Here is a 3,034-nt window from a genome sequence, read left to right as displayed (position 1 = left end):
AAAATGCCCTCCCGGCCGGGAGGGCATTTTTCGTTTGTGACGTATCCGGATCAGACTGCCTGAACCAGCATCACCGCCCCGATGCCCATGATCGCGACGAGTGTGCCAGCGGCGAGCACCCATATCAGGCCGACACGTTCGCCTTGACGGGCTTCGTTCGGTGTGAGGTCTGTTTCTTGTTGCGTTTGCATGATTGCCTCCTTTCACCGCACCAACGTGTGGATTGAGAACCAGTTCCGGACGGGATGATCACGGTTCCGTGTCCGGATGAGTTAATTTCCCGCCATGCCATGGAACCGAGCAGGCATCTGGCCGTTGTTTTCCACGAGACACGGAAAGGACCAATCCATGACCACTATCGTGAAAGAAAACCATGACATCGCCAATGACGAAGACTTCAAGGATGACCTGCACCACCTGAAGGAAGACATGGCGACTCTGCGCAAGGACCTTCAGTCGGCCTTCGGTAGCATCAAGGGTCTTGCGGCATCGAAGGCCGGCGACAGCGTCGAGAAGGGCAAGGAACTGGCTCACGACGCAGAAGATCGCCTGAAGTCGGTCCGGGCCGACTTGCAGTCCCAAATTCGCGAGAAGCCCATGACGGCTGTCGGTGTCGCCTTCGGAGCCGGCCTGCTGATTGCCATGCTGGGCCGGAAGTGATGATCGACGAAACAAAACTTCGCCTCTTTGCGGCCGCCGTCGGAGTCCTGTTCGGACTCGGCGGCGTGCTGGCGCTGTTTGTGGGGATCACGATTGCGCTCGCCGAGGTGATGGGACTTGCTGCCGCCGCGTTGACCGTGGCCGGCATTGGTCTGCTTCTGGCAGCGATCTGCCTGTTTTTCTGCCTTCAGCCATTCCGGTCCATGGAAGAAGAAGTGGGGGAAGTCGAAGATGCGACCGCCGATGCGCTGGCTGACTTGCCGATCGATGCGCTGCGCAGTTTTGTTGAGCGCCGTCCATTGACGACAACCGCGCTTGCCATGGTGGCCGGCTATTCGGTGATCCGCCATCCGCAGACCGCCCAGCGCCACGCCGAACGCTTTCTCATGTCGATGCTGTAGCGCGGGCGCCACAAAGCCTCCGCCATGAGGTGCGGACGAGACATTCGCCCCGACGCACCCTAAATAAGTGACATGCGAGTTCCGCTCATGATCCTGTCAGCGCTTGGTGCCGGCCTCGTTGCCGGACGCAAGCTGCTGGGCAAGGAGATCAGCGGCCGGAAGAGCAAAGCCATTGAATCTGCTGTTCAGGAAGCCCGTCATCGTATCCGGGCCGATACGATGTTGTTTGTCACGCGCAGCTTTCGCACGTTTGCCATCGCCACAGGGATCAAGCTGGCGATCCTGTGCTGGCTTTGGGGCTTGCACCATTTTGCGGGCATGCCCCGGCCGATATTCGCAACCCTCACAGTGATCACGCTGGCGGTGTTCATGATCCGCGACCTGTGGATCAATTATCCCGCAATCCGGCTGACGCTGACAGAGCTGCACCGCCATGGATGGCACCCCAAACGGGCGCTGACCGAGACCATCGCTGCCCGTGTCTTCGAGGAAGTGCTGGTAGAGGCGGGAAACCAGAAACAGACGCGCACGGGCGCGATCATGCTGATGCTCGCGGGAGAAGACCGCAGCCAGATGCATCATGACGTGGCCACCGCTGTGGCCGATATCGCCCGGGAAACGACATGGGACGATATCCGCCCGTACATCATTTCAGCGGTGGTGAGGATCGGGACGCTGGCCCTGATCTACAGTGCCAGCGTCTGGGTCCTGGTGCACTATTGATCAGTTCAGATCGAGCGCCTCGGAGATGGCAGTCCAGTCAACCATCTTGAAGTTCTGATTGAATTCGGAAACCGGATTGGCATCGTCCTGGACAACCAGCAGACCGCCCGGCAGGCCTGGTAGCGGAGCCGAGGAGATGTCGAGCCCGTCCGTATGGCTCACACCGCCGATGCCGGTGGCTTCATTGTCCGCAATCGTGAAGACGCCGCGCCAGGCAAAGGGCGGGGCACGGTCGTAGACGACATACCGGTCAGCGGCCTGCGCTGACACAACGAGATAGCCGGAGTCGGCATCGTCGCCGAGCCAGAGGCTCATGCCTTCGACGTCTTCGACGAGTCCATTGGCCGCCGCGATCGTATCCACGACAGACGGTTCAGCGGTCTCGTCCTTCAGGTCCACCACCCACACGCCGAAAGCTTCCTCGCCAACGAACAGGCGGTCATTCGCATCGTCGAACACGCAACCTTCCAGTTTCGAAGGCAGTTTCACCACGCGGTCCAGTGACGGGCTGAGCGTATCAACGGTTTCCCACGTGGCCGACCAGATCTGGATTGTGCCGTCCTTGTACGTAACGGCTGCCTTGTAGGTCTCACCCGACAGGCCAGCGCAGATGCCGTAGGGCTCGTCCTTGCCAGTCGGCGAGTTGCCGATGTGGGACACGGTCAGGGTTTGCGGATTGATGTCGAACCACGAAATCACATTGTGGGAGTCATTGGATGCGATGGCGATATTGCCGCGAAGGTCGACATTATTGACCTGGCCAACGGGCAGCTCCTGGAGCTCGCCGCCGTCGAGCGCATAGACATAAACGCCTTCATCCTTGTTGGTGCCGAGGATCAGCGAACTGGCCGGATCGGCCGTGTTGACCCAGATGGCCGGGTCGTCAGCAAGGTCGCCTTCGCCATTCATCGGGGCGGTTTCGTTCATGGCCACGATGGTGGCGATCTCGCCAGTATAGGTCGGCGGGGTGGTGGCGCAGGCTGCGAGCGGCACGAGGGCTGCGAGCCAGTAGGTGGATTTCATTGCAAAATATCCTGATCTTGTGTGATCGGGCCGGAATCCGCATGATGAATCCCGGCCCCCTTGAGTCTGACTACTAGCGTAGGCTGATTAGTATGTCAGCCGCACGCCGAACACGCCGGACCAGCCGAACTCGTCATACTGCGACAGGCGGCTTTTGTTGCCGTGGTAATAGTATTCCGGTTCGTCGGTCAGGTTCTTGCTCTGCCCCACAGAGGTGGTCCACCGGT

Annotated in this window: 5 protein-coding genes; 3 read left to right on the top strand and 2 right to left on the bottom strand. The window is 60.0% G+C overall.

Going from position 1 to position 3,034, the window contains the following annotated elements; genetic code table 11:
* Positions 1-50: 50 nt before the first annotated feature.
* Positions 51-191 carry a hypothetical protein gene (locus HY26_RS19075; RefSeq protein WP_155843663.1) on the bottom strand — a complete coding sequence of 47 codons (141 nt, stop codon included), beginning with the start codon at positions 189-191 and terminating at the stop codon, positions 51-53.
* A gap of 157 nt (positions 192-348) precedes the next feature.
* Between HY26_RS19075 and HY26_RS16320 the strand changes: the two genes are divergently transcribed.
* The 3 genes from HY26_RS16320 to HY26_RS16310 all read left to right on the top strand — a co-directional run bounded on the left by HY26_RS16320 (position 349) and on the right by HY26_RS16310 (position 1,784).
* Entirely contained in the window at positions 349-660 is a 312-nt protein-coding gene (locus HY26_RS16320; RefSeq protein ID WP_112074145.1) for a YqjD family protein, read from the top strand.
* Positions 660-1,061, top strand: coding sequence for a phage holin family protein (locus HY26_RS16315; RefSeq protein WP_112074144.1), 402 nt, complete (start codon positions 660-662; stop codon positions 1,059-1,061). The genes HY26_RS16320 and HY26_RS16315 overlap by 1 nt, the downstream gene beginning before the upstream one ends.
* Positions 1,062-1,133: 72 nt before the next feature.
* Positions 1,134-1,784, top strand: a complete 651-nt coding sequence (locus HY26_RS16310) for a hypothetical protein (RefSeq protein WP_139068821.1) — start codon at positions 1,134-1,136, stop codon at positions 1,782-1,784.
* On the opposite strand, the gene HY26_RS16305 is transcribed toward HY26_RS16310, so the two are convergent.
* Complete coding sequence (locus HY26_RS16305; protein ID WP_112074143.1) at positions 1,785-2,807, bottom strand: phytase; 1,023 nt, start codon at positions 2,805-2,807, stop codon at positions 1,785-1,787.
* Between the last annotated feature and the right edge of the window lie 227 nt (positions 2,808-3,034).

Origin of the sequence: Hyphomonas sp. GM-8P (genome assembly GCF_003263315.1) — a bacterium.
Taxonomy (GTDB): domain Bacteria; phylum Pseudomonadota; class Alphaproteobacteria; order Caulobacterales; family Hyphomonadaceae; genus Hyphomonas.
Note: the sequence above shows the minus strand (reverse complement) of the source record. Positions and strands in the feature narration are given on the sequence as shown.